Below are 19,566 nucleotides of genomic sequence, written 5' to 3' on the forward strand. Positions count from 1 at the left end.
TTTTCTTTTTGAAAGAAAGAGTAATTCAGAATTTCAATGACTCCTAAAACAACAACCAAGTATAATATGTGAAACGTGCCCATTTCTAGTATTTTAAACATTGTGCAAACTCGTAAGCGGCTAAAGCTGCTCCAACCCAACCTAAGGTTCTGCCTGCTGCTCTTCCTAAGACCCTTAATAATCCTCTGGTGCCGTAATGAGCAATGGCAGCCTCAATTCCTTCTTGGAGAATATATCCAACAGCAGCGAACCCAAATGCCTCGCCTAGACAAGGTAATACATCGCCATCATATGCATAGGCCTGATTGAACAAGAATGTATCTATATCTGTAAAATTAATAGCAGTGGCTTCAGACATTCTTATGTGTTCTAAAAAGACAAATGCTACAGCCAATGTTGTGGGACTTTCTGATCCACCAAGCTCATCTTCAATTTCATTTTCTTCAAACCCCAGAGCCAATAGAAATTCAATAGACTCACTCATTAAAGGGTTTAACAAAATTCTGGCATCCTCTTCAGTCAACTCATCATGATAGAAATTGGCTTCAGGCCTGATGATATCATGGGCAAAGCTTCCCGTAATAGAATTGGTGAATCGAATAACCGCCTCAGAGTCATGTAAGTCGGTAGGGTTCGAATCTTCTTGTGTACATGAAGAAACAATAATTATAGTGCAAAAGAGCCCCAGTTTGCAGCTGAATAATAGCAAGGAGCCTCTGAATAATTTGAATAATAGTTTTGACATAATTCTATGGTTATTTAACAAGGTTTCACATAAGACATAGCTCAACCACATCTATTTGGAGGAAGACATTGATAATGCCACATTTCCAGATATCCACTATCGATTGATCATGAATAATCGGCTTTAGTCATGATCAAGAATGATATGCGTAACAGTTAATAAAAAACTCAAAGTAACTTTACCTAGGGTGTTCTGTAACTTCTTAGAAACAAGATATGGTGGGTGACTGAAATAAAGTTTCGTTGAGAAAAAAATATCAATTCTTAATATGAGAGTTGTTAGAGAATCTAATCTTGGATTTTGTTGAAACCATAGTGCCATTGGACATCATATTTATAACAATAAGAACTTTCCGAGATGTTGAAGTAGATGGGGGCACCCAGATCCTTCATGAGGTCCAGAATGTTATAGAGGTGCCTTTCACTGATCCCTAGTTTTGTTGCACAGTCCTTTGCATTTCCTGTAGCCTTCAATCGAATAAGATGATGAAGACGTTCGATTCTTTGTGTTTGCTTTAGCATGAATGAAACTTTTGTTTCTGTTTCGCCAGCTAATCGAATATAGAAATTAGGTAATATTATTAAAAGAGTAAATTGATTAATTAGTTGTTTTTAATGCTTTGAAAGACTGAACATCAGGGTTAATAATCAATTAAATGATGAAAGGCCTAATTTTCTCTTATCAAATCAGAGAAGTATTGCTCATAATTTGAAATCGTATTCTCAATGTTGAAAGTCTCTAGAGCGGTTTGTTTACCGTTGATGACAAGTTTATTCCTCAACTCATTATCATGTTTGATTTTGAGAATGTTCTCAGCGATTTTGTCAATGTCCTGATCATTGAAAAGTAACCCATTCTCACCATCCTCAATCAGGTCCAAATTACCTGCGTAGGCTGTAGCAATTACAGGCGTTTCTAGTGCCATGGCCTCCAATAAGGATTGAGAAAGACCTTCCATCGTAGAGGCAAGAATTTTGGCATTGAAGACCTTATAGTAATTGAGAATACTTTTCGAGTCAACCTTTCCTTCGAAGAAGATTTGATGTGGAATAGGAAAAGTATCCATGATAGCATTAATCTCTTCATTTGCTTCAATTCCACAAAAGATGGCCTTAATCGGCTCCTTGATTTTTACCAAGGCCTGAAAAATCTGTACTTGATTCTTCATTCTTGATACACAACCCAATACGAAATCATCAGGTTTGATATCGAACTTTTTCTTCAACGCTTCTACTGTCTCCAAATCAATATGGTCGTATTTAGATTTGGGTGTTCCGTTGTGGATGACCTTAATGTGATGCTGATCAAAACCTGTTTTCACTAACGCATCTTTTACTTGCCGACTGACTGCGACAATTCCAGCAGTCTTTCGATTGTAGAGGTAGCGTTGGAACATGCCTCCCATACTCAATGGCATCTGTCTTCTGGTGTGGACTATTTGTACACCCAGATTGTACCTCCAATTAGCAAAAATACTTGTATACCGATCATGACTGGATTGTGCGTTGATCAGTTGAATGTTATGAGCCTTGACAACGTCTCGAATTTGTCTCCAGTTTTTGAAATCAAACTTTCCATTTATCCGCATTGGAATCCGGGTGATTTGCGGATGCTCGATTAGATTCCATATCGGCATTTCCTCTCTTAATCCTACAACGACATGATGACCACGATCCGCAAGTCCTTTAGCCAGATAGGTAATAGAGTATGTTGAACCCGCCATACCACCCTGATAGGTAAGAAATAGAATGCTTAGCTTTTTCAAATTCTTGATTCCACAAAAAACACCAAACCAATCTTGATAAGCAAGTTCTCTAATTAGGATTAAAGCATAAATGAACTTTTACGCTTTGTGTCAACCGAAACATAGCTTTGAAAACTAGGAACTAGCGGCCATAATTTATTAATTTTAGCGCATGTCGGAAGATGTATTACAAGACGAACAAGAAGTTCAAAGACAGAATTATTCGGAGAAGGAGAAGACTGAGATTTTTGACAAAGAATTTATGCCTCACGTAGATTCAATGTACAATTTTGGTTACAGACTTACTTTTGACGAAGATGATGCGAAAGACCTGGTGCAAGACACTTATTTAAAGGCTTTTAGATTCATCAATTCTTTTCAGAGAGGAACTAATGCAAAAGCGTGGTTGTTCCGAATCCTGAAAAACAGTTTCATTAACGAGTTTCGAAAGAAGAGCAAACAACCTTCTAAGGTCGATTATAACGAAGTAGAACAATTCTATAACTCTGATGACGCTGGAGAAAGCATCACAACCGATTTAAGAGTTGAGACGGTTCAGCACATGATCGGTGATGAAATTTCCGGAGCACTGAATGGTATTCCGGTGGATTTTAGAACAGTGATCATACTAAGCGATTTAGAAGGATTTACCTATGAGGAAATGTCCAAAATTTTGGATATACCAATAGGTACCGTTAGATCTAGGTTGCACAGAGCGCGTAATATGCTTAAGGAAAAATTGGCTGGCTACGCAAAAGAAATGGGATACAATAAAGAAAGTTAAGATGTCGGAGTTTTCAGATTGGTTTAAGGACACATTCAAAAATTGCTATTGTGAGAAAGGGAATCTTGTTGACGAGAGTCGATTCTCTGAAATAGTGCAGCTGGTGCTTGACAATGAAGCAGACGAAGAGTCTATTGCCATTTTCCAAGAGAAGATCAGCACTTGTGTAAAGTCAAATTTCACATACGAGAAGGAAAAGTGCATGCGAGAAGAAATCCAGAAAAAACTCTCTTCGCATAACAAGGATATTCCTAATGACCTGGCACAAATGATCAGGAAAAGTGTCAACCTCTAAGGAATGAAGAAAGGCAAGGCATTCATCTTTACCGCACCATCCGGTTCGGGTAAAACCACTATTGTAAAGCACTTATTAAGTAACAACCCAAGTTTGGGTTTTTCCATTTCAGCTTCAACGCGAGATAAACGAGGTAGGACTGAAGAGAACGGAAAAGACTATTATTTTCTCAGCAGAGATGACTTTCGACAAAAAATCGAAGAGGAAGCCTTCATAGAATGGGAAGAAGTCTACACAGGTAATTACTACGGCACGCTGAAGTCTGAGGTCCAAAGAATTTGGGACGAAGGAAGACATGTAGTCTTTGATGTAGAAGTAAAAGGAGCGTTAAAGCTGAAGGAGTATTTCGGTGATGATGCACTGGCAATTTTTGTCAAGGTCCCGAGTATGGAAGAGCTTGAAAAACGACTAACAGGAAGAGGTACGGAGTCTCGCGAGAGTCTTTCCCAACGCCTATATAGAGCCAAGTTCGAAATGACCTTTGAAAACAAATTCGATGTAACCTTACTTAATGAGGATATGGAAGAGTCTTTTGCCAAGGCAGAGAAACTTGTTAATGATTTTATAAACCCATAAGCTTTGCGTGTAGGTCTGTTTTTCGGCTCTTTTAACCCTATACATATCGGTCATTTGGTGATTGCTGATGTTATGGCAAATCAGACGGATCTGGATGAAGTTTGGTTCGTGGTGAGTCCGCTCAATCCCTTCAAAAGCAGTAGCACTTTACTACACGAGTTCGATAGGCTCAAGATGGTCGAATTAGCAATTGCTGATAACTATAAATTCAGGGCGAACGATGTAGAGTTCAATATGCCCAGACCGAGTTACACGGCAGATACCTTAGGCTATTTGGCTGATAAAAACCCGCAACACGAGTTTAAACTCATTATAGGTGAGGATAATCTGTTACACTTTCACAAGTGGAAGAACCACAAAGCTATTCTAGAGAATTTTGGTCTTTGTGTCTATCCTAGACCTCAGGTAGACAAATCGAAGATCAAAATTGAGCATGAGAACATCCGATATGTTGATTCACCAATGCTTGATATCTCTGCGACTTTTATAAGAAACTCGATTCGGAACGAACACTCCGTGCAATATTTGTTGCCACAACCAGTGGTTGACTATATTAAGATCAAGAAGTTTTATCAATAGCTAGGATTTACGTTATTTATGAATTCTTAACGCTGGTTGGTTTTGATCACAAGCCAAAACATTGGACTTTAAAAAAAGTTTATTCAACAGCGGACATTTTAGCCTACTAGCTCGTCTAACAACTGTCAAACTACTTTTAGAGCATTGCTTTTTTGGCGCGTTAATTGTTCAAAAGTCGAAAACCTCAACAAATGCAACGCATACTTTTAATCACACTGAGTCTATTGATGCCACTAGGTCTTCTGGCACAAGGTATCAAAGGAACAATCAAAGACAACGAAGGCAATCCCTTGCCTTTTGCTTCCATCTATGTTAAGGAAATGGGGACTGGAACCTCTTCTAATCTTGAAGGGAACTATGAGTTGCCTTTAAAATCAGGGAAGTATAGTGTGGCCTATCAGTTTATGGGCTTTACCACCCAGATCAAGCAGATAGAAGTCACAAGTGGGTTCACAACATTAAACATTGTGTTGGTCCCACAGGTAATAGAGCTCCAATCAGTGGAAGTAGTTGGTAAACAAGAAGATCCTTCATACACCATAATGAGGAAGGCGATAGCCAAAGCCAAGTATCATTTGCTACAGAATGACAGTTACTCAGCCGAAGTGTATATGAAAGGCACTGGGCAAATCACAAAAGTGCCATGGATATTGAGAAGAACACTTGAAAAAGAAGGAATTGACACCAGTCAGGTATTTACCTCCGAATCTGTGAGTGAGATATATTTTGAACGGCCTAATACTTTTTCTGAAAAGGTAATATCAGTCCGTGCTTCAGGCCAAGACATGGACAACGCCAATCCAAACTCTTATATCAACAGTAGTTTCTATTTACCTGAAGTCGTAAATGCAATATCTCCACTTAGCCCAAGAGCTTTTTCTTATTACAAGTTTGAGTACCAAGGGAGTTTTAGAGAAAGAGGTTATGAGATCAACAAGATTAAAGTAACTCCAAGATCGAAAGGAGACGATGTCTTTGAGGGCGAAATCTACATTCGAGAAGACTTTTGGAACATACATTCATTGGATCTGACGACAAGCCTGATGGGCTTTAAGATAGGTATTGAGCAGATTTTTGCGCCTATTGAGGGAGAGACCTGGATGCCGGTAACACAGAAGTTTGAATTTGGAGGTTCTATCTTTGGTTTGGCAGGAAAGTACTCCTATTTAGCTTCAGTTAGTAATTATGAGGTGACTCCTAACAAGGATTTAGATCAATCAGTTGTGCTTATCGATGAAAAGATAGCCCCAGCGCCTGAGGAGCTAGAGGCGATAAAATCGGGAGATCTGGATGTAGGGGTAAAGGAAGTTTTCGAAGAAGACAAGGAAGTGTCTCGCAAGCAGTTCAGAAAGCTCATGCGCGAATATGAAAAACAGGAGCGCGAGGCAGAAGAAGAGCCCGATGTAATCTCAGATTATAGTTTTAAGGTAGATACATTAGCAGCCAAGAAAGACTCGCTGTATTGGGCCAAGCTTAGGCCAGTACCATTGACTTCAAAAGAGGTTGAAAGCTATGTGAGAGAAGACAGTACATACTTTGCTGACAAAGCCCAGGCGGAGTCTGATACACTAAGGCTTCAGAATGGAGAGAGGTTTAAGTTGACTGATCTACTAGGTGGTGGTTATTACAAATTGGGAGAACGATTAAGATTTCAACATGATGGTCTGTTGGTGGGTACTGGTTTTAATACAGTCGAAGGCTGGCAAGTAGAGGCTAAAGGCCAGTTTTTCTGGAGAAGGGATACAACTACTCGATTGAGGATCACGCCATTTGTCCGATACGGTTTTGCGAGCGAACAGGTCTATGGAAAAGTAGAGACCGTTTTCGGAGTAGGGCAACGCGAGCAAAGGAATACCTTCAGGATTTCAGGTGGTCACTACATCAGTCAGTTCAATCCTGATATTGTCAACCCTTTAATCAATAGTTATGTGACCCTAGTGGGTAGACGTAACTTTATGAAGCTTTATGAAAAGACTTTTGTAAAAGCCACCTGGGCAAGAAGGATTAGATATAAGCATACGCTCGGTGCAGGCTTTGAATGGGCCGATAGAAATGAACTTTTCAACAATACTAATTTTAGTTTTGGAGATCGATCGGAGGTCACCTTTAGGCCTAATAGACCCGTCAATCTTGAACTGGGCAATGAGGCAGTAATTTCACAACCAGTCGCCTCCAAAGCGTACTTGTATTACGCGGTGCGTCCCTGGCTGAAGTTTAGAAGATATAATGGAAGACTCATTCCTATCGGTGATACCTCCCCGGAATTTAAGTTGACCTATAGAAAAGGTATCAATGGCTTGTTAGGGAGTGATGTAGACTATGATCATATTGAGTTAGGGCTGACAAGCCAGATTAGCTTAGGTGTAAGGGCATTGGTAGATATAGAAGTTGAAGCTGGAAAATTCTTGAATAATGATGCTGTAGCCTTTACCGATTTCAAGCACTTTAGTGGAAATAGGTTATTGTTTGTACCACTTAAGGTCACGGGAGGCTTCAGAATGCTGGATTACTACAGATTCAGCACAAGGGATGAATACTTCTCAGCATTTAATCACTTTAGATTTAGAAAGCTTGCGTTTACGCATTTGCCAATGCTTCGTTTTAGTGGGATAAAAGAAAACTTATTCCTTAACTATTTAAGAACTCCTAATGCCGAAGACTATGCCGAGGTAGGATATACCATCGATAATATTCTTCGAATCTTCAGGCTTGAATTTATCCAGTCATTTCAAGGATGGGAAGCCAAAGATTTTGGTGTGAGAATAGGAGTGGCCGCGATTATCGGAGACAGTAACTAGTTATAAATTTAATGCTCAAGAAAGTTTAACTATTCAATTAGTTGTATTTAAACTAATAAAATAGTTATTTAACTAAGATTTTAAACTTAGTTAACTATGGGCTACAATAAAAAACGACAAAGCCAGGAGGTAAATGCTGGTTCTATGGCAGATATCGCCTTTTTACTCCTTATTTTCTTTTTGGTTACCACACAAATTGCCACCAATAAGGGGCTTACAATGGTGCTTCCTCCACCTAAGGAAGATAACATTGATGTTCCTTTGAACGAGAGGAATGTATTGAAGATTCAGATTAACTCAGCTGATAAGGTTCAGATCGAAGAAGAACCGGTGCCTAATTTGGATGACATAGATAAGATCGTCTACGACTTTGTCTTGAACTTTGGTAGTCCGGACAATAAGAAACGTGGTAAATCCAATATGAGTGATCAAGAGACTTTTCAGACACTCCCGGCTACGATGAAGAACTACATAACCAGAAACCTAAGTCGAGACGATTCATCTGAAGGCCCCAGTAAGGCCGTGGTATCCGTTAAGACGGATAGGGGCAGTGGATATGACATGTTTATCAAGGTGATGGATGAAATCAATGCAGCCTATTACACCATCTACGGTGAACGTGTAGGTTTAACAGCCGAAGAATACCGCAAGCTTAACCGCAATGACCCTCGACAGCGACTATTATACGAAAAGGGAAAAATGGGTATCAATAAAGGTATTTCATTAGCAGAACCAACTGCTGTTGGTGGCAGCTAAGTAAGAATTTCATTTTCGTTTTGGCATTTGAATTGATAAGGGTTTTGGAAGAAACCCTTTTCTATTACTTTAGTGAAAAATGAAACAATGAGAGTTTTTACGATCTGTTTGGTACTGGCTTTATCCACTTTATCGCTTTCAGCGCAAAAGACATTCAAGGAAGGAAAACACTATGAGGTAGTGTCTAGTCAAAAGACTGCTCAACCTGTGGTTACAGAATTCTTTTCACTGTATTGTGGACATTGTTTTCAGTTTGAACCTATTATGGATACCCTAGCTGTCTCGTTAATTGACGGTGCCAAGTTTGAAAAGTCTCATGTCAATTATCTCCCGAGGGATAACGAGGAGACTCAAATGGGAATTGTAAAAGCATTTTTGGCAATGCAAGATTTAGGTATGCAAAAAGAACTCACTGCGCAGTTCTTTGCTGCAATTCACGTGAAGGGAATTGAGATTGATTCGGTAGACGATATCAAGCAGATTTTTCTAGCCAACGATGTTTCTGAAGAGAAATTCAAGGCGCTTTTCAACGATCCAGATTTGATCAAACGTGCCACGACCATGTCCAAGCTTTGGGAAGAGAAGCAAGTCACTAACGTACCGACTCTTGTCGTCAACGGTATCTATAAAATCGATACAAGGAGTGTTAGATCTTTACAAGAGCTTATTGACCTAACCAACTATCTCTTGGCCAAGTAGCCAAACTTCCATTTAAAAAAAAGACTTTGATCCTTCAGTTTTCTTGTGTCAATTTAGATGCAAACCTTAAAACTGATGAAGAATCTTTACCTTTCTTTTCTATTACTCTTTCTTTATGCATGCCAACCTAGCACGACCAGTGAGGTTGAAAAATGGCAGGCGCAAGCAGAAAAAGTCACCATTATACGAGATGATTATGGTGTGCCGCATATCTATGGCAAGACGGATGCCGATGCAGTATTTGGTATGCTGTATGCCCAGTGTGAAGATGATTTTCCCCGAGTGGAAAGGAATTACTATTGGGCCATTGGGAGACTAGCTGAAGCCGAGGGAGAAGCAGCTTTGTACAGCGACTTGAGAGCAAGACTTTATATGACGATCGATGAGGCAAAAGAGGCCTATGAATCTGCACCAGATTGGTTAAAAGAATTATGCCAGGCCTATGCCGATGGAATCAATTACTATCTACATACACACCCTGAAGTTCAACCGAAGGTACTCACCCGTTTTGAGCCTTGGTTCCCAATGTTCTTCTTCGAAGGATCGATCGGTGGGGACATAGAAAGCGTATCTACAAGAAGAATTCGTTCCTTCTATGGGGAAGGTAAGTCTATGGCTTTTGCTGACATTACTCCACAAGAAAGGTTTGAAGAAGAGCCAAGTGGTTCTAACGGGTTTGCCATTTCAGGTGAGCATACTGCTTCAGGTAATGCGATGTTGCTTATCAATCCGCATACTTCTTTCTATTTCAGAGGAGAATCTCAAGTAGTAAGTGAAGAGGGACTGAACGCCTACGGAGCTACCACTTGGGGACAGTTTTTTATCTACCAAGGGTTTAGCGAAAAGAATGGCTGGATGCATACTTCTACACGAGTCGACTTCATGGATGATTTCTTGGAAACCGTGGAGGAGCGTGAGGGAAAACTCCAGTATAAGTATGGCGAAGAATGGAGAGATGTAGAAGTAGGAGAGGTGACCTTGAAGTATAAGGATGGTGCCGAAATGAAGGAAAAGACCTTCCCAACTTACAGAACTCATCACGGACCGATCACAGGTAAAATTGATGATAAGTGGGTGGCTACTAAACTCAACTGGGAACCTGTAGATGCACTTATCCAATCCTTTACCAGAACAAAGACGGCTAATCATGAAGAGTTCTGGGAAATGATGAAAATCCGAAGAAACTCATCCAACAATACCGTTTATGCTGATGCCGATGGCACCATCGCTTATTATCATGGTGACTTCGTACCGAAGCGCGATCCTCAATTTGACTATCAAAGGCCCGTAGATGGTAGTAATCCCGCCACGGATTGGCAGGGCATGCATGAATTGGATGAGATCATTACCATTGTCAACCCAGGAAACGGCTGGATTCAAAACTGTAATTCTACCCCATTTACTGCTGCTGCAGAATTCAGCCCTAAGCCAGAAGATTACCCATTCTATATGGCCCCTGATGCGGAGAACTTTCGAGGGGTGCATGCCGTGCAACTTTTAAGTGAAGTAAAGGATTTGACCATTGATGGTTTGATTGAATTGGCCCACGATCCGTACTTGCCGGCTTTTGAAAAGGTAATTCCTGGATTATTGAAAGCGATTGAAAGTAGTCCTGCGAAGATGAGGTCGTTGAGAGGTCCTTACCAAGTATTGAAGAATTGGGATTTAAAGACTTCGAAGGAATCGGTCGCTATGACGTTGGCGCACTTCTATGGCACAATTTATAACCGAAAAGGAAAGAACCCTGAAGGGCTTAGAGGTAACGAGCGCTTCGACTATTTCGGAACAGGCTCGCCTTATGCCGAACGTATCTCAATCTTTGAGGAGGCGGTTGCTGCTATAACCGAAGACTTTGGTACTTGGGAAACGCCATGGGGAGATTATAACCGTTTTCAGAGGCTTTCGGGAGATATGGACCTGCAGTATGACGATAATGCACCTAGTATTCCCGTGGGTATGACTACCAGTCGTTGGGGCGCTTTGGCTGCCTATGGTGCCAGGAGCTTTAATGGTTCAAAGAAGATCTACGGTTACAGGGGTAATAGCTTTGTTGCCATGGTTGAGTTTGGTGACAAGGTAAAGGCTAAGAGTATGTTGGCGGGTGGTCAAAGCAATGATCCTAATTCACCACACTTTGATGATCAGGCACAACGATATGCAGATATTCAATTCAAAGATGTGGCCTACTATAGAGTAGATGTAGAGGCTAGGGCAGAAGAAACTTACAAGCCGGGTAAGAGAAAGTGAAAGAAAGAGGCAGTGTTTGGTCACTAATTTGCTAGTGACCAAACACTAATGCCTAAAAACTACTCAGTTCTTAAGTTCTTCACCGGATTAGACATAGCAGCTTTTATCGAGTGATAGCTCACCGTAACCCAAGCTACTGCCAAAGACACGACTCCTCCAATTACAAAAGAGATCCAAGTATCCATCATATTAATTCTGTAAGCGAAGCTCTCTAACCATTGACCCATTACCCACACTGCAGCGGGTATAGCCAGCACCACCGCAATGAAAATCAACTTATTGAAGTCATTCATCAATAAGAAAACTACTCTGGCTGAAGTAGCTCCGAGAACTTTCCTCACGCCAATTTCCTTGATTCTGCTGCCAATTATGAAGGTGGCCAGGCCGAATAGCCCAATACAAGCGATCCATATGGCGATGCCAGTAAAGACTAAGAAGAGATCACCCGACTTCTTTTCCGCTTCATATAGCTCAAGCAAAGTATCATCCAAAAAGCTGTAAACATAAGTTTGGTTTGGAGCCTGTTCTCTCCAGATTTCACGAACCGATTCAATAATGCTTGCCGCCTGATTCTGGTCAATCTTGAGCGCCAAGTTTGCCACATTACCACCAAAAGAACTCTCATCACTGAAGATTGCCATTGGTGTGATTTCGGTGTGTAATGACTTATAATTATAATCCTTGATAACCCCTGCGACCTGATAGACTGCGTCACCCGCTGGATTATTAGCGCCCTGAACGTTAATTACCCTCTGGCCAACTGGATCTCCTTCGATACCCAAAGCGCTAACTGCAGATTCATTTAAGATCAAGGCTAGCGTGTCCTGATATTCTTTGGAGAAAGAACGGCCAGCAATAAGCTCCATTTGCATTGTTTCCTGGAAGTCATCAGCGAAGACGGCACAATTCAAGGCTATGGATTCGTTTACTCCCTGGAGTCGGAAAGATGCGCCAAAGTAGAAGCCACTTCCCGGCATAGCACTTGAGGCCCCCATGCCGTTGACACCAGGGATTTTACCTACCTCAGTCTTAAAGGTCTCAATGTCTGGTACGCTGAAGGCCCTTTCAATAACCAGAATATTGTCTTTTTCGAAGCCTAGATTTCGATCTTGCATATAGCGCATTTGTTGGCCGACAATGAGGGTACTACAGATGAGTACAATCGAGATGAAGAATTGGAAAACCACCAATCCGTTGCGAATCCAGGCACCATTTTTACTGTGGATCATCTTGCCTTTCAGTACAACAACTGGTTGAAATGAGGATAATACAAAGGCAGGGTATATGCCCGCAATACCCCCAAGTATTAAACTGAAAGCTGCAAGGATTCCAATATTCGGGGCTGTCGTAAAATCACTCAAAGGAATGGACTTGTCTGTGAACCCATTGAAGGCCGGTGTGATCAGGTAAACAAGGCCTACCGCGATGAGCATTCCTGCAATACTAACAAAGACTGATTCTATAAGGAATTGGCTGATGAGCTGCCTCTTCTCCGACCCGAGGACCTTTCGAATACCCACTTCTTTTGCCCTTTCTGTAGACCTAGCCGTTGCAAGGTTTATGAAGTTTACTGCCGCCAGCGCCACAATAAATACCGCGATAGAAAGGAAAATATAGATATAGGTGATATTGCCGTTAGGCTCAAATTCAGCTTCTAGTTGCGACTTCAGGTGGATGTCTGTGACGGGTTGAAGAAAGTAGTTATAACCATTTCCACTGGCTTTGAATTCTTCAAATGAAATCTTCTGGTTTCTTTCAATTTGCCCGGCAGCGTAGGTTTCTACCAGGTCAACATATTTCTTGTTGATCAATTCCGGGTCAACACCCTCTTTCAGTAAGAGGTAGTTGTGTACTGAAAAATTCACGAAGTTGGCTTGAAGAAAGTTGAGTAACTCTAAGTTGATCAGCAGGTCAAATTTGAAGTGTGTATTCTCGGGAGTGTCTTCGGCTACACCTGTAACAATCAGATCACCTAAGTCCGATTTTAGAATTTTGCCTACGGCTTCATCCTGTCCAAAATATTTGATGGCCGTGCTCTCCGATATTATGACGGCATTTTGAACATCAAAAAGTTCCGTCTTGTTTCCTTTTAATAGTTCAATACCGAAGAGGTCAAAGAAGTTCTTATCCGAAGCTCTTAGGTCATTCTCCAGGAAGGTCTCATTTTCATAAGTAACGTTGATGCCAAAGCCTGGAAAGATTCGGCAGAAAGCTTCGACTTCGGGGAAGTCAATTGCCGCTTGCTCGGCCATAGAAAAGGGGGTAACCGCATAATGTGAAGTGTGATCCGGATAGAACCTGTCCAACGCGACACGATACAGCCTGTCTTTATTAGGGTGATAGTCATCATAACTTGTTTCACTATTAACATAAAGTAAGATGAGCATGCAGACCGCAAGGCTTATGGCAAGCCCTCCAACATTAATAAAAGTGTAAAGTTTGTTTTTGAGCAGGTTTCTGAATGCGAGTTTGGCGTTGATTCTAAACATGGCTGAAAAATTGTTATCGTTGAGTTTGACTTTTTTGAGTACTGATGGCCTGATCATTTTCAGGACCTCTTTTTTGTAAAGCCTAGCGGCAATGGAATACCCTTGCTCTCTAAGGTTTTCGGAGAACTCTTCCTCTAGATCTCCCTGTAATTCTAAAAAATACTCCTCCTTGCAGAACCACTCGAAGAGTCTGGTATAAAGCTTTGGAGGCAGTTGCTTCTTATTAGGCATATTGAAGCTCTAGCCTAATGCTTGGAATTTTATCCCAAAGCGTATCTCTCATTTCACGAGCGTCATGCAAGGCTTGCTTGCCCTTGTTGGTTACTTCGTAATATCGTTTGGGCCTGCCACCACGCTCTTCATTGGCCTCACCCTGTTTCGACTTAAGAAGTCCTTTTTCTTCTAGTCGGGTAAGTGCAGTGTGAAGGGCACCGCGGCTGATATCTCTTTTTATGTTTTTGTTAATCTCTCTTTTTATGCTAACGCCATAGGCGTCATCACCCAAAACGAGAATTGTGAGGAGGGCTACTTCCTGAAATTCACCCAAATGAGTCCCTTTCATAGTGTGCTAGTTCTAATTTGAAGACTAATATAGAAACTCTTGTTCTAAAATGAAGACATGAAATGATAAAAGAGGAGATAACTTAATCTCTCTTTTGAGTTACTCGTTTTGTAAAGAGTCAACTGGGTTTTGTGTGATGGTCTTCCAGGTTTGACTGGAAACCAATGTAGATATGACAATGGAAAAGAGCAGAAACGCCCCAGCGAAATGGTAGACCTTGATTTCCAGAGGAATGGATAGGTCTGGGGACATCTTCGAAAATAATAGATAAGCCGAAGGACAGGCAATTAATCCGGCAACTATGAGCTGTAAAAAAGTAGACTTTAGAATGAGGCGAATGATTTGTTTGAATTCAGCACCAAGAACTTTCCGAATGCCAATTTCCTTCTCTCGTGTTTTGGCCTGGTACATGGCCATTCCGATTTGCCCCATGAGCGTAATGGCAATGATAGATGCGAATACAAAGATCAAAGCACGTACTATATTCCTGAATTGACTCATGCGGTTTGCAAGCACATCATCTACGAATACAGGTTGAAAATCATTGTTTGGGTATCTCAATTGATATAGTTCACCTAATTGACCAAGAGTGCTCGCAAAAGAGGCTTCATTAATGCGTAGCATGAGTGTACTAAACGGGTATTCGTGTGTGATCAAAATGGCTGCAGGTTTAGCCTCTTCAATTGGGTCTGAGAGGTTTAAATCATTGATAATTCCCAAAACGGGGTAATAGTCACGGCCTAGTGAGAAGGTGGTTTGGTCGAAAGTCTTTATTGTGTCGTTCATTGCTTTGATAAAGGCCTTGTTAACTAAGAAATATGGTCGATCCTCCGCTATTTCTTTGTCCGTCAGCCAATCTATAGATTTGCCGAAAGTAGATACGAACCCACTGTCTGCCTGAAGTATAACAGCTGAATACCTTTGGTTTGGATCTTCTACGTGTTGTTTCCGGATACCGTAGTTTCCAAAGGCGCTAACGAATGGAACAGCCAGAGTACCAGCTATGGATTCTACGCCATTCAAACGTTCAGCTTCCGTCCTAAATACCGTACTCAAACTATCCGAAGGTGGTAAGTCTAGTGCAACAACCTGTTCTCCGCTAAATGGCGTTTTTTGATCCAGAATAAGGCTGGATTGTGAAAGAACTAGTATGCCTAAAGTGAAAACTAAGAGGCTTATCGTTACTTGGGTAGTCATTAGGCCTTTCTTGAGCCTATCAAGAGATACTCCACTCCTTTGAGTTGTTTTTCTGAATAGACTGAGGATAGAAATATTTGAGAAGAATAGGCCAGGAACTAGGCCCGAAATCAATCCAGTAAAAAGAGTGAAAGAGAAGAATAGCGACACTTGGCCAAGTGTTAGTCTTTCTTGAAAAGTGAAATCTGTAAAGGAGGCTACGCTAGGGGCCAATAGTTTGAACAGAAGGAGGGCAAAAGCAAGACCTAGCAAGGAAAGCATCGTAGTCTCTATTAAAAATTGGTAGACCAAGGAATATTTTCCTGTTCCTAAAACCTTTCGAATCCCTACTTCTTTTGCTCTTGATATAGCGCTAGCCATGGCCAAATTGGTGTAATTGAAATTGGCTATGATCAATGTTATGATCACCAGGCCGATGAGCATGTTTTGCACCTCTCCATTTAAGAGTACACCCTTATTTTGTATTGCATTCGACTGAGCGACTTTGGCCAAGGGCTCTAGAATGTAATTGTATTCAATCCCTTCTTCTGAGTTGTTGAGTTCATTGTTGATGCTTGCAGAAAGTAGCGCAAGCTTATCCTTGACATAGGAGACATCTGTATTAGGTGAAAGCTTGATATACAAAGCTTGCATGGAATAGATTTTCCAACTCGTATAAAATGCAGAAGCCGTATGGTCTTGATATTCACTATGGAGGAACTCAAAGTCTAGGTGAGAAACTTTTGCGGGATCTTCGACAACACCACTAATTATGTACTTGCCTAGGCTGGAACCAATCACCGTTTCTTCCGAGTAATATTTATCCATCAACTCTTTTGTGATGATGATGTGCTTTGGGTTGTCGAAAAGAGTTTCTGAGCTGCCTAAAACCATTTCATAGTCGAAGATTTTGAAAAAGTCTTTGTTAATACCCTGGCCCAAAACGTTCCTCCTGACTCCTTTGAGGTAAGCTGAGGTATACATTACCTGATTTTGAATAATGGCAATATTTTCGGCCTCAGGGATTGCTTCTTGTATTTTTTGATAGAGCGATATTTGCGTAGTTGCACTCAGGTTCTGTCCTTCTAAATCTCTCGCTTCCAGATTTACCCGATAGATTCGGTCACCATCAGAGAAATTCTTGTCGAGCTGCTGATTGGAGTAGATCGCATTGATGCAGAATAGGCAAACGGCAAGGGCTGCCGCAAAACCCGTGGTATTTAAAAGGGTATAGGATAAGTTCTTTTTTAAGTTTCGGAAGCTCATCTTCCAAAAGTGGCTTATCAGGGAGTGTCTCATAATCGGTGTAGTAAAAGTTCTTTTGAATACAGAAGGTCTGAATAGTTTGATGACCTCTTTCTTATAGAGTGATTTTGCCTTTTTGCTCCCTTGTTCTTCTTGAACACGATAAAATCGCTCTTCTAAATCGCCTTGAAGCTCTTCAAATAGTGAGCCGTTGCAAAACCAGCGAAATAGCTTTGTCCAAAACTTCGGTGGATCGTTATTCATTTCTAAGGTTCTCCGCTGGGTTGCTTTTTGCTGCCTTTATGGCTTGAAAGCCTATGGTAAGCATAGCAACTACAATCACGGCCAATGCACCACTGCCTGGTTCCCAGAATTGCACGTCTTGGGTGAATTCTATGTTTTCTAGCATCGTAGTCCTATAAATATACAGGCTAAGTGGAATTGCAGCTGCAGCCGCAATTACGAAAATGACGGCAAAGTTCTTAGATAGTAAGACCAGAATGTTCGTAACAGTTGCACCTAGTACTTTGCGAATTGTAAGTTCTTTTATCCTAGATTCTGCCGTATAAACAGCCATTCCCAAAAGGCCTAAAATGGAAACGCAAATGGCAACAATGGAGAGGAAGCCATAGGTCTTCATTGTCGAGGAAATATCTGAGTAAGTTCTTTCTATCTGTTCATGGTAGAACTGTGCATCGAATTCATGATCCTGGTCTATGGTCATCCACGCTTCTTCAAGTTTCTTCATGGTCTCTAGTAAGTTGTTTGACCTAACTTTGAGATTAACGTATTGAAACCTTCCCTGATTCTTAACAAAGGCAAAAGGCTTTAGCTCATTGTAAATAGTTCCGTAATGAAAATCCTTGACAACGCCAATTATTACCCTTTCCTCGCTATAGAACTTGACCTTTCTGCCCAAGGCTTCTTCGAAAGTCTCAAAATGAAATGCCTTAATCAATTGCTCGTTGACGATCATTTGGTCTTGCCTGTCATCTTTTCTGAAATTTTCTCCTGCCAAAAGTTCATGTTCGAGGTTTTCTATGTAGTGCTCATCAATTGTGTTCATGTAGATGCTAGTTGAGTCCTGCCCACCAATAAGTCGTCCTCTGCTTGATTGCAAACCTCCCGTGCTTGGTACTATGGCCGATTTAGATGCAGCTTGTACTTCTGCTACTTGAGTAAGTGTATTGAATACTAAATCGGCATCATTTCCGTGAAGTGGTACATTAAGAATATTCTCAGTGGTGTAACCAAGATCGAAATTGAGTGCATGTTTATATTGTTGATAAGCCAGTGTAACTAGAACGGCAAATCCCATAGACAATGCAAACTGTATGCCTACTAGAATATTCCTAAGGCCAAACCCTTTAGAGGCCTTCATATGGGATACTCCTTTGAGAATAGAGACCAATTTGAATTTTGTCATCAATAAGGCCGGAATAAGACCTGCAAGCACCCCGATGGCGATGGCGAAGATCGTGAAATTCAGGTAGTTCAGTGTTGTCAAATCGAGAGTGGTAGTTCTGGAAGTGTAGAAGTCTAAGGCAAGGAACTGAGGCTTTATGAGGTTGAAAATGAGAAAAGCCACCGTAAGAGCTAGGAGCGAAACAAAAATAGCTTCGCTAACAAATTGGAAGAAAATTTGACTTTTGTTTGCTCCAACAACCTTTCTGACACCAATTTCTTTGGCCCTTTTCAACGAGCGGGCTATGGTCAGGTTTGCATAATTGAAACAGGCACAGAACATAACTATGATCGTTAGAATAATCATCCGATTGACTTTCTCTTTGGGCATTACAGTGCCCAATTGATTGTACTTACCATCACCCGGAAATATGTCCATTAAGCCCTCTAATTCTAGACGTAACTCTTCTTGTTCACCAGTATTTTTAGCGTTTTCTTCCTCCTGAATAGTTTTCAATTGCGCATCGAGTGCATCTAGGTTGTGATTCTCCGGAAGTAAAATGTAGGCGTAACCACTCCACATGTTATGCCAGCTATCAAAATAGCCTTCCTTGTAACGCTCCATTGATTTCATAGAGCTCATAGATGCAATAGCCTCGAACTTGATATGAGAGTTCTTAGGAAGGTCTTTAAGAATTCCCGTAACTGTATATTGCTGTTCTGACTTTCGTAAAACTTCTCCCAAAACGTCCGTTCTTCCGAAAACCCTAATTGCCATTTCCTCAGTCAGTACTACTGAGAAGGGTTCATCCAATGCCGTTTCTGGGTTGCCGTGCAAGACAGGGAAGGTGAAGACATCCAGGAATTCCTCACTGACAAACAGGCCATTCGTATAGTAGGCGTTATTGTCATATCTAAGGTCTCCGCCAAATCCTTTATATATGGAAACGGTTTGCTCTATACCTGAGATTTCTGTTCTGGCTCGTTCCCCGATTAAAAGCGATGTGCTGGCGTAACGATATATCTCACCTTCTTGACTGACCTGAGCATTGGTAATACGATAAATTCTGTCCTTGTTTTCATGAAAGCTATCATATCCATTGATTTCTGTTGCAAAAGCAATAGTGAGCAGGGCTACTGCCATACTGATGCCCAAACCAAAAATGTTAATTGTAGAAAATAGGCGATTACGTATCAGACTTCGAAAAGCCACAATGCTATAATTTCTAAACATGGCGATGTTGTTTAAACGAGTTCTAGTTCTAGTTTTTTTGAGTACCGAAGGTCTAATCATTTTGATGACCTCCTTGCGATAAATGGACTTGGCTGTTTGAAGTCCTTTAGCTTCTAAATTGATCACATAGCGTTCCTCCAGATCACCTTGCAGCTCTTCGTAGAATGAATCATTGCAAAGCCATTTGAATAGCCTTGTCCAGAATTTAGGAGGATGTGAGAAATTCTTCAACG

15 protein-coding genes are annotated in these 19,566 nt (G+C 41.0%); 8 read left to right on the forward strand and 7 right to left on the reverse strand.

Features of this window, described 5'->3' with window-relative positions:
• Positions 1 to 85: 85 nt before the first annotated feature.
• The 3 genes from BFP97_RS19175 to BFP97_RS19185 form a co-directional block, all read right to left on the reverse strand.
• Positions 86 to 745 carry a hypothetical protein gene (locus BFP97_RS19175; RefSeq protein WP_069843965.1) on the reverse strand — a complete coding sequence of 220 codons (660 nt, stop codon included), beginning with the start codon at positions 743 to 745 and terminating at the stop codon, positions 86 to 88.
• 287 nt (positions 746 to 1,032) lie between these two features.
• The gene (locus BFP97_RS19180; RefSeq protein ID WP_069843966.1) at positions 1,033 to 1,266 is read right to left on the reverse strand and encodes a hypothetical protein; all 234 of its coding nucleotides are present in this window, start codon (positions 1,264 to 1,266) and stop codon (positions 1,033 to 1,035) included.
• Positions 1,267 to 1,412: 146 nt separating this feature from the next.
• On the reverse strand, positions 1,413 to 2,510 hold the full coding sequence (locus tag BFP97_RS19185; RefSeq protein WP_069843967.1) for a glycosyltransferase family 4 protein: 1,098 nt from the start codon (positions 2,508 to 2,510) through the stop codon (positions 1,413 to 1,415).
• Positions 2,511 to 2,661: 151 nt separating this feature from the next.
• Here BFP97_RS19185 and BFP97_RS19190 point away from each other — a divergent pair, with 151 nt between their 5' ends.
• The 8 genes from BFP97_RS19190 to BFP97_RS19225 all read left to right on the forward strand — a co-directional run bounded on the left by BFP97_RS19190 (position 2,662) and on the right by BFP97_RS19225 (position 11,223).
• Complete coding sequence (locus BFP97_RS19190) at positions 2,662 to 3,273, forward strand: sigma-70 family RNA polymerase sigma factor (RefSeq protein WP_069843968.1); 612 nt, start codon at positions 2,662 to 2,664, stop codon at positions 3,271 to 3,273.
• Between the two features lies 1 nt (position 3,274).
• On the forward strand, positions 3,275 to 3,568 hold the full coding sequence (locus tag BFP97_RS19195) for a hypothetical protein (RefSeq protein ID WP_069843969.1): 294 nt from the start codon (positions 3,275 to 3,277) through the stop codon (positions 3,566 to 3,568).
• A gap of 3 nt (positions 3,569 to 3,571) precedes the next feature.
• Positions 3,572 to 4,144 (forward strand): guanylate kinase, encoded by a 573-nt coding sequence (gmk, locus tag BFP97_RS19200; RefSeq protein WP_069843970.1) that lies wholly within the window; start codon positions 3,572 to 3,574, stop codon positions 4,142 to 4,144.
• Between the two features lie 3 nt (positions 4,145 to 4,147).
• The gene (gene nadD, locus BFP97_RS19205) at positions 4,148 to 4,723 is read left to right on the forward strand and encodes a nicotinate (nicotinamide) nucleotide adenylyltransferase (RefSeq protein WP_069843971.1); all 576 of its coding nucleotides are present in this window, start codon (positions 4,148 to 4,150) and stop codon (positions 4,721 to 4,723) included.
• Positions 4,724 to 4,914: 191 nt separating this feature from the next.
• Complete coding sequence (locus BFP97_RS19210; protein ID WP_069844397.1) at positions 4,915 to 7,521, forward strand: DUF5686 and carboxypeptidase regulatory-like domain-containing protein; 2,607 nt, start codon at positions 4,915 to 4,917, stop codon at positions 7,519 to 7,521.
• Positions 7,522 to 7,617: 96 nt separating this feature from the next.
• Entirely contained in the window at positions 7,618 to 8,277 is a 660-nt protein-coding gene (locus BFP97_RS19215) for an ExbD/TolR family protein (protein WP_069843972.1), read from the forward strand.
• Positions 8,278 to 8,364: 87 nt separating this feature from the next.
• Positions 8,365 to 8,976 (forward strand): thiol:disulfide interchange protein DsbA/DsbL, encoded by a 612-nt coding sequence (locus BFP97_RS19220; RefSeq protein WP_069843973.1) that lies wholly within the window; start codon positions 8,365 to 8,367, stop codon positions 8,974 to 8,976.
• Between the two features lie 75 nt (positions 8,977 to 9,051).
• Positions 9,052 to 11,223, forward strand: coding sequence for an acylase (locus BFP97_RS19225; RefSeq protein ID WP_069844398.1), 2,172 nt, complete (start codon positions 9,052 to 9,054; stop codon positions 11,221 to 11,223).
• Between the two features lie 59 nt (positions 11,224 to 11,282).
• Here the strand turns inward: BFP97_RS19225 and BFP97_RS19230 are convergent, their stop codons facing one another.
• The 4 genes from BFP97_RS19230 to BFP97_RS19245 form a co-directional block, all read right to left on the reverse strand.
• Positions 11,283 to 13,943: an ABC transporter permease gene (locus BFP97_RS19230; RefSeq protein ID WP_083262669.1), complete on the reverse strand. Its 2,661-nt coding sequence runs from the start codon at positions 13,941 to 13,943 to the stop codon at positions 11,283 to 11,285.
• Positions 13,936 to 14,274 (reverse strand): PadR family transcriptional regulator, encoded by a 339-nt coding sequence (locus tag BFP97_RS19235; RefSeq protein WP_069843974.1) that lies wholly within the window; start codon positions 14,272 to 14,274, stop codon positions 13,936 to 13,938. The genes BFP97_RS19230 and BFP97_RS19235 overlap by 8 nt, the downstream gene beginning before the upstream one ends.
• A 99-nt stretch (positions 14,275 to 14,373) precedes the next feature.
• Positions 14,374 to 16,959, reverse strand: coding sequence for an FtsX-like permease family protein (locus BFP97_RS19240; RefSeq protein ID WP_069843975.1), 2,586 nt, complete (start codon positions 16,957 to 16,959; stop codon positions 14,374 to 14,376).
• On the reverse strand, positions 16,952 to 19,564 hold the full coding sequence (locus BFP97_RS19245) for an ABC transporter permease (protein WP_083262670.1): 2,613 nt from the start codon (positions 19,562 to 19,564) through the stop codon (positions 16,952 to 16,954). Before BFP97_RS19245 ends, BFP97_RS19240 begins: the two co-directional genes overlap by 8 nt.
• Positions 19,565 to 19,566: the final 2 nt, after the last annotated feature.

Origin of the sequence: Roseivirga sp. 4D4, assembly GCF_001747095.1 — a bacterium.
Lineage (GTDB): Bacteria > Bacteroidota > Bacteroidia > Cytophagales > Cyclobacteriaceae > Roseivirga.

Bases quoted from the DNA above. Each gene is read 5' to 3' on its own strand.
- BFP97_RS19175 (WP_069843965.1), bottom strand. From the start codon at position 745: ATGTCAAAACTATTATTCAAATTATTCAGAGGCTCCTTGCTATTATTC.
- gmk (WP_069843970.1), top strand. From the start codon at position 3,572: ATGAAGAAAGGCAAGGCATTCATCTTTACCGCACCATCCGGTTCGGGT.
- BFP97_RS19190 (WP_069843968.1), top strand. From the start codon at position 2,662: ATGTCGGAAGATGTATTACAAGACGAACAAGAAGTTCAAAGACAGAAT.
- BFP97_RS19210 (WP_069844397.1), top strand. From the start codon at position 4,915: ATGCAACGCATACTTTTAATCACACTGAGTCTATTGATGCCACTAGGT.
- BFP97_RS19240 (WP_069843975.1), bottom strand. From the start codon at position 16,959: ATGAATAACGATCCACCGAAGTTTTGGACAAAGCTATTTCGCTGGTTT.
- BFP97_RS19180 (WP_069843966.1), bottom strand. From the start codon at position 1,266: ATGCTAAAGCAAACACAAAGAATCGAACGTCTTCATCATCTTATTCGA.
- BFP97_RS19220 (WP_069843973.1), top strand. From the start codon at position 8,365: ATGAGAGTTTTTACGATCTGTTTGGTACTGGCTTTATCCACTTTATCG.
- BFP97_RS19225 (WP_069844398.1), top strand. From the start codon at position 9,052: ATGAAGAATCTTTACCTTTCTTTTCTATTACTCTTTCTTTATGCATGC.
- BFP97_RS19195 (WP_069843969.1), top strand. From the start codon at position 3,275: ATGTCGGAGTTTTCAGATTGGTTTAAGGACACATTCAAAAATTGCTAT.
- BFP97_RS19235 (WP_069843974.1), bottom strand. From the start codon at position 14,274: ATGAAAGGGACTCATTTGGGTGAATTTCAGGAAGTAGCCCTCCTCACA.
- BFP97_RS19215 (WP_069843972.1), top strand. From the start codon at position 7,618: ATGGGCTACAATAAAAAACGACAAAGCCAGGAGGTAAATGCTGGTTCT.
- BFP97_RS19230 (WP_083262669.1), bottom strand. From the start codon at position 13,943: ATGCCTAATAAGAAGCAACTGCCTCCAAAGCTTTATACCAGACTCTTC.